Consider the following 6,178-nt stretch of genomic DNA (forward strand, 5'->3'; position numbering starts at 1 on the left):
TGCCTCGGGCAGGCCGGGCCGGCGGAGCTGGCGGCGGCGCTGGCCGACCCGTCCGTGGAGGAGCGCCGGGCCCGGGTCTCGGGGATGCTCGCGGACGGGCGTACGGGGATGGCGGCGGCGGTCCGCGACGGCGTGGTGCTCTGCTCGGGCCAGTACAACCCGGTCGGGTCCGTCGCCGAGGTCGTCGGGGTCGGTACGCTGCCCGCGGCCCGGCGCCAGGGGCTGGCCCTCGGGGTCACCGCCGCGCTGGTCGCGCAGGCCCTCGCGGCCGGGGCGACGACGGTGTTCCTGTCGGCCGGCGACGAGGACGTGGCCCGGATCTACGCCCGCGCCGGTTTCCGCCGCGTCGGCACGGCCCTGATCGCGGAGCCCCCGGCCGCCTAGACCAGAGCCCCCTTTTTTGCGGAAACAGCAAGAACGTTTTGCCGCGGTCCGGGCGGGGGCGGAGCATCGGCGGTGTCCGTACAGGCGCCCACCGAGGAGACCGCGTGCCCACCCCCTCCCACGACCACGACCACGACCACACCCACGGCGACCACGACCACGGGAACGGCAACGGCGCAGGCGCCGCGGCGACCGGCCAGGAGTTCTGGGACTCCCGCTACCGCGAGAGCGAGCGGATCTGGAGCGGCCGGCCCAACTCCGTCCTGGTCCGGGAGGCCGCGGACCTGGCCCCCGGCCGTGCCCTGGACCTCGGCTGCGGCGAGGGCGCCGACGCGGTCTGGCTGGCCGGGCGGGGCTGGCGGGTCACCGGCACCGACATCTCGCCCGTGGCCCTGGAACGGGCGGCCGGGCACGCGGCCGACGCGGGCATGGCCGACCGGATCGCCTTCGAACGCCACGACCTCGGGGAGTCCTTCCCCGCCGGGGAGTTCGACCTGGTCGCGGCCTGCTTCCTGCACAGCCCGGGCGAGATGCCCCGCGAGCGCATCCTGCGCACCGCCGCGGCGGCCGTCGCCCCGGGCGGGGTCCTGCTGGTGGCCGGGCACGGCGGGCCGGCGCCGGGCGCCGAGAACCCGCACCCGGACCTGTACTTCCCCACCCCCCAGGAGGTGCTGGCCGGCCTGGAGCTGCCCGAGGACGGCTGGGAGGTGCTGGTCTGCGCCGAGCACGAGCGGACCGGCACGGAGGCCGACCGGCCCGGGCACGGCTACGACAACACCCTCAAGGTCCGTCGCCGGGCCTGAGGCCGGACCCCCGCCGGGTCAGAAGCCGAGCTTGCGGAGCTGCTTGGGGTCCCGCTGCCAGTCCTTGGCGACCTTCACGTGCAGGTCGAGGAAGACCGGCGTGCCGAGCAGCGCCTCGATGTGCTTGCGCGACTTCATGCCGACCTCCTTCAGGCGGGAGCCCTTGGGGCCGATGATGATGCCCTTCTGGCTGGGCCGCTCGATGTAGACGTTGGCGTGGATGTCGAGCAGCGGCCGGTCCGCCGGGCGGTTCTCGCGCGGGATCATCTCCTCGACCACGACGGCGATGGAGTGCGGGAGCTCGTCGCGGACGCCCTCCAGCGCGGCCTCGCGGATCAGCTCCGCGACCATCACCATCTCGGGCTCGTCGGTGAGGTCGCCCTCGGGGTAGAGCGGGGGGCTCTCCGGCAGCATCGGGGCGATCAGGTCGGCCAGCAGCTGGACCTGGTTGTCGCCGACCGCCGACACGGGGACGATCTCGGCCCACTCGATGCCGAGCTCGGCGCCGAGCTGCTGGATCGCGATGAGCTGCTCGGCCAGCTGCTTGGACTCGACCAGGTCCGTCTTGGTCACGATGGCGATCTTGGGGGTCTTCTTGATCCCCGCGAGCTCCTTGGCGATGAACTTGTCGCCGGGGCCGAGCTTCTGGTCGGCGGGCAGGCAGAAGCCGATGACGTCGACCTCGGCCCAGGTGGTGCGCACGACGTCGTTGAGCCGCTCGCCGAGCAGGGTGCGCGGCTTGTGCAGACCGGGGGTGTCCACCAGGACCAGCTGGGCGTCGGGGCGGTGCACGATGCCGCGGACGGTGTGGCGGGTGGTCTGGGGCCGGTTCGAGGTGATCGCGACCTTGGTGCCCACCAGTGCGTTGGTCAGGGTCGACTTGCCCGCGTTGGGGCGGCCGACGAAGCAGGCGAAGCCCGCGCGGTGCGGGGCGGTGGGCTCGGGGGAACGATCGCTCATACGGGCCATTCTCCCCGATGCCGCCCACCCCGCCGACCAGACCGCCCCACAGGAGCCGCCCCGGACCCCGCGGGGCCCTGCCCCGGACCCCGGCCGGGGCGCAGCCGCGGCCCGGTGCCGCTGCCGAGCCGCCGACCCGGGCTCGGCTACGACAGCGTCAGGGTGAGGGCGGCACGGTACGCGCCGGGCGGGGTGTACGCGGGGACCCGCAGGGTGACGGCGGCGTCGACGGTGGAGCTCCCGCCCTCCCCCGAGGCCAGGACCGCCCCTTCCGGACCGACCGCCCCCGGCGGCCCCGGCACGCACCCGCCACCCCCGCACGACGGGATCCACGACAGCGAAGCACCCGGGATCCGCGCCCCGTCCGGACCGGTGAAGTCCGTGAGCTTCCCCCTCAGGGTCCACCGCGCCGCCCCGGCGCCCCGCGCGTCGACCACCGTCACCGTCCCGATCCGGCCGGCGCCGCCACCCGCGCCGCCGTACCCGACGGGGCCCAGCGTGATCGCCGCCCCGGCCTGCGTCATCGTCAGCCCGCCTCCCGCGGGGGCCGTCGGTTCGACGACCGCGTACGCCTGCGGCCGCGCGCCCCGCTCCGGCGACCAGGCCGTGCCCTCGTACGCCACGACGCCCGTCGTCCCCCGGTCCGCCACCACCAGCTCCACGCCGAACGCCCCCGACCGGTCCGCGGTGGCCACCGCGCGGTCGGCCGTCCCGGCGGCTCCCGCGCGCCCGGCGACCGTCACGGCCGCGCCCGGCGTGAATCCGGCCCCGGTGACCCGGACCCGGGCGCCAGGTTCCCCGTACGAGGTGCCGAGGGCGACGCCCCGCAGGTTCATGACCGGCAGCGGGGCCACCGTGAGCCGCCGGGCGACCGGCGCCGACGGCCCGGCCACCGCACAGACGCCGCCGGGCAGGGCGTAGCCGCCCGGGGTGAGGGTGAGCTCGCCGGGCGCGGTGACGACGAAGCTCCCCTTCATCACCACACCGGAACCGCCCGCCCCAGCACTACCTGGCGAAGCCGCCTCCGCCCCCGTAACCGCCGCCCCGCCGGGGTCCGCGCCCGGCGCGGCGGACACCGGTACCTCGCCGGTCTGCGCCCCGCCCAGCAGGACCCGACCGGTCGGCGCGGGGAAGGCGCCCTGAGGCCCCGGCCCGGGCGGGGTCCGGTCCAGGCGGTAGGTCACCGTGACCGTGTCGCCGACCCCCGGCGACGGGTCGTCGACCTCGATCCGGGCCGTCGTCGGCCCCGCGGCGGCCGGCAGGCAGCGCGTGGGGAACTCCACCCGCCCCGGGGGCGTTCCTCCATCGGCAGCCGCCGGCGCCCCCAGCCCTCCCCCGGCCGCGGCCGTGAGCACGACGGTGCCTACGGCCGCCGCCCAACTCCTCCTGCCCGCCCCTCTCCGCACCGCCCGGCCCCCTCCCGCCGCCCCGACAGGAGGCCATTCACGGGCGGGCGGCGGGAGAAGTCAATGGACGGGAGCACCATGAGCCGACCACGCATCAGAAACGAAACGGATCAGGCTCCCGCCCCCGTCGCCCGGAACGTCCGCCGGTAGGCCGTCGGGCTCACCCCCAGCGCCGCCTGGACGTGCTTGCGCAGCGACTGCGCCGTCCCGAAGCCCGCCTCCCGGGCCACCGCCTCCATCGGCAGCTCCGTCCGCTCCAGCAACTGCCGCGCCCGCTCGACCCGCTGACCGGTGATCCACTCCCCCGGGCTGACCCCCGACTCCTGGCGGAAACGGCGCGTGAAGGTCCGTACCGACATGGCCTCCTGCCGGGCCAGGTCGCTCAGCCGGACCGGCTCGTGCAGCCGGTCCAGCACCCAGGCCCGCGCGGCCGTGGTGCTGGCCTGCTGCGGCTCGGGCACGGGCCGGCCGATGAACTGCGCCTGTCCGCCGTCCCGGTGGGGCGGTACGACGGTCCGCCGGGCCGTGTCGTTCGCGACGGCCGCGCCGTGGTCGCGGCGCACGATGTGCAGGCAGAGGTCGACGCCGGCGGCGACCCCGGCGGAGGTCAGCACGTCCCCGTCGTCGGTGTAGAGCACGTCGGCGTCGACCCGTACGGCCGGGAACATCCGCTGGAAGTGCTCGGCGTAGGCCCAGTGGGTGGTGGCCGGACGGCCGTCCAGGTAGCCCGCGGCGGCGAGGACGTAGCCGCCGGTGCAGATGGAGACCAGCCGGGTGCCGGGCCGGATGTGGGCGAGGGCCGCGGCGAGCCCGTCGGTCAGCCGGCCCTCGTCGTGGACCGGCCCCAGCTCGTACGAGGCGGGCACCACCACCGTGTCGGCCGTGGCGAGCAGTTCCGGGCCGTGCTCGACCTGGATCGCGAAGTCGGCGTCCGTCCGCACGGGTCCGGGGGCGAGCCCGCAGGTCAGGATCTCGTACAGGCGCCGTCCGGCGGAGTCCTTGGCCAGGCCGAAGATCCGGTGCGGGATGCCCAGTTCGAAGGGCAGCAGCCCGGCGAGCACGAGGACGACGACACGGTGCGGCCGTAGCTCATCAGTCATGGCCCGATCGTATCGAAGCATGTCGGTCAGGCCACTGTCGTAGGGTGCCTGACGGGCCGGAAGCTGTCGGGGTGACGCAGACAGCCCCCACCTCAAGCACCCAGGACGCCGCCCCCACGGCCCCCCGCGAGCCGGGCCGCATCCACCGCGCGTGGTTCGCCGCGGCCGTCGCCTTCGTGACGATCATCGGCGCCGCCGCCTTCGCCTCCCTGCCCGGACTGCTGATCGGCCCGCTGCACGAGGAGTTCGACTGGTCGCGCGGCACCATCGGTTTCGCGGTCTCCGTGAACCTCGCCCTCTACGGGCTCACCGCGCCCTTCGCCGCCGCCCTGATGGATCGTTTCGGCATCCGGAAGGTCGTCGCGCTGGCCCTGACGGTCATCGCGTGCGGCTCCCTGGCCACGGTGTGGATGACCGCCTCCTGGCAGCTCGTGCTGTTCTGGGGCGTGCTGGTGGGGCTGGGCAGCGGTTCGATGGCGCTGGCCTTCGCGGCGACGGTGACCAATCGCTGGTTCACCGCCCGGCGCGGGCTCGTGACGGGCATCCTCACCGCCGCGGGCGCCTCCGGTCAGCTGATCTTCCTGCCGCTGCTGTCCTGGCTGGTGGAGCACCACGGCTGGCGGCCCGCGTCGGTCACCGTGGCGCTGGCGGCCCTGTCCGTCGTCCCCTTCGTGTGGCTGCTGCTGCGCGACCACCCGGCGGACGTGGGCCTCGCCCCGTACGGGGGCACCTACGAGCCCAAGCCGGCGCCCGTCCAGGGGGCGGCCCGGCGGGCGGTGACCGTGCTGTTCCATGCGGCCCGGACGGGACCGTTCTGGCTGCTGGCGGGCACCTTCGCGATCTGCGGGGCCTCCACGAACGGGCTGGTCCGCACCCACTTCACCCCCGTACTGGGCACCATCGCCTCCGGCTGGTTCACCGACCGGTTCGAGGCGCGCCGGCTGCTGGCGGTGTACTACGCCCTGCGCGGGGTGTCGCTGCTGTTCCTGCCGGTGCTGCTGGCGCCGGCCGTGCACCCGCCGATGGTGCTGTTCATCGTCTTCTACGGGCTGGACTGGGTCGCGACCGTCCCGCCGACCATCGCCCTGTGCCGGGAGCACTACGGGCAGGTCAGTGCGATCGTCTTCGGCTGGGTGCTGGCCTCGCACCAGGTGGGTGCGGCGCTGGTGGCCTTCCTCGGCGGGGTGGCCCGGGACGCGTTCGGCTCGTACGACCTGGTCTGGTACGCCTCGGGCGGGCTGTGCGCGGTGGCGGCGCTGATGGCGATGGTGATCCGCCGCCGCCCGGAGCGGGCTGCCGCCGCCGTCCCGGCCGCGGCCTGAGGGCCCGCCGGCGGGGCTGGGACCGCGCCGCCCGGGTGTCGCCGGGGCGGCGCGGTGCGGGGTTCAGGCCCCGGCGGGGGTGGTGGACTTCAGGGTGCCGTCCGGGGCGGCGAGCAGCACCGGGGTCTGCGGGCCGCCGAGGTCGCGGACCGCCGCACGGTCGGCGTCGGCCGGGGCGTCGGCCGCGCTGACCACCGCCGCCG

6 protein-coding genes and 1 pseudogene are annotated in these 6,178 nt (G+C 75.7%); 3 read left to right on the forward strand and 4 right to left on the reverse strand.

What is annotated here, in order from left to right; genetic code table 11:
- Both VR44_RS05715 and VR44_RS05720 read left to right on the forward strand, forming a co-directional pair.
- The coding region (locus tag VR44_RS05715; RefSeq protein ID WP_045946264.1) for a GNAT family N-acetyltransferase at positions 1 to 384 on the forward strand (384 nt) is incomplete at its 5' end.
- A gap of 104 nt (positions 385 to 488) precedes the next feature.
- A complete protein-coding gene (locus VR44_RS05720; RefSeq protein WP_045946265.1) occupies positions 489 to 1,187 on the forward strand; it encodes an SAM-dependent methyltransferase in 699 nt (232 codons plus the stop codon).
- Positions 1,188 to 1,205: 18 nt separating this feature from the next.
- Here VR44_RS05720 and era read toward each other — a convergent pair whose 3' ends face one another.
- The 3 genes from era to VR44_RS05735 form a co-directional block, all read right to left on the reverse strand.
- The gene (gene era, locus VR44_RS05725) at positions 1,206 to 2,156 is read right to left on the reverse strand and encodes a GTPase Era (RefSeq protein WP_079426822.1); all 951 of its coding nucleotides are present in this window, start codon (positions 2,154 to 2,156) and stop codon (positions 1,206 to 1,208) included.
- 137 nt (positions 2,157 to 2,293) lie between these two features.
- Positions 2,294 to 3,430, reverse strand: coding sequence for a WxL domain-containing protein (locus VR44_RS05730; RefSeq protein ID WP_052713480.1), 1,137 nt, complete (start codon positions 3,428 to 3,430; stop codon positions 2,294 to 2,296).
- 233 nt (positions 3,431 to 3,663) lie between these two features.
- On the reverse strand, positions 3,664 to 4,653 hold the full coding sequence (locus VR44_RS05735) for a GlxA family transcriptional regulator (RefSeq protein ID WP_045946266.1): 990 nt from the start codon (positions 4,651 to 4,653) through the stop codon (positions 3,664 to 3,666).
- A 71-nt stretch (positions 4,654 to 4,724) separates the two neighbouring features.
- On the opposite strand from VR44_RS05735, the gene VR44_RS05740 reads away from it, so the two are divergent.
- Positions 4,725 to 5,975, forward strand: a complete 1,251-nt coding sequence (locus VR44_RS05740) for an MFS transporter (protein WP_045946267.1) — start codon at positions 4,725 to 4,727, stop codon at positions 5,973 to 5,975.
- A gap of 63 nt (positions 5,976 to 6,038) precedes the next feature.
- Here the strand turns inward: VR44_RS05740 and VR44_RS46890 are convergent.
- Positions 6,039 to 6,178, reverse strand: a pseudogene (locus tag VR44_RS46890) (cytidine deaminase); the annotation flags it as partial.

This window comes from Streptomyces katrae, assembly GCF_000966975.1.
In the GTDB taxonomy this organism is placed as follows: domain Bacteria; phylum Actinomycetota; class Actinomycetes; order Streptomycetales; family Streptomycetaceae; genus Streptomyces; species Streptomyces katrae.

Excerpts from the sequence above, each read along its gene's own strand:
- era (WP_079426822.1), bottom strand. The coding sequence starts at position 2,156 with ATGGCCCGTATGAGCGATCGTTCCCCCGAGCCCACCGCCCCGCACCGC.
- VR44_RS05735 (WP_045946266.1), bottom strand. The coding sequence starts at position 4,653 with ATGACTGATGAGCTACGGCCGCACCGTGTCGTCGTCCTCGTGCTCGCC.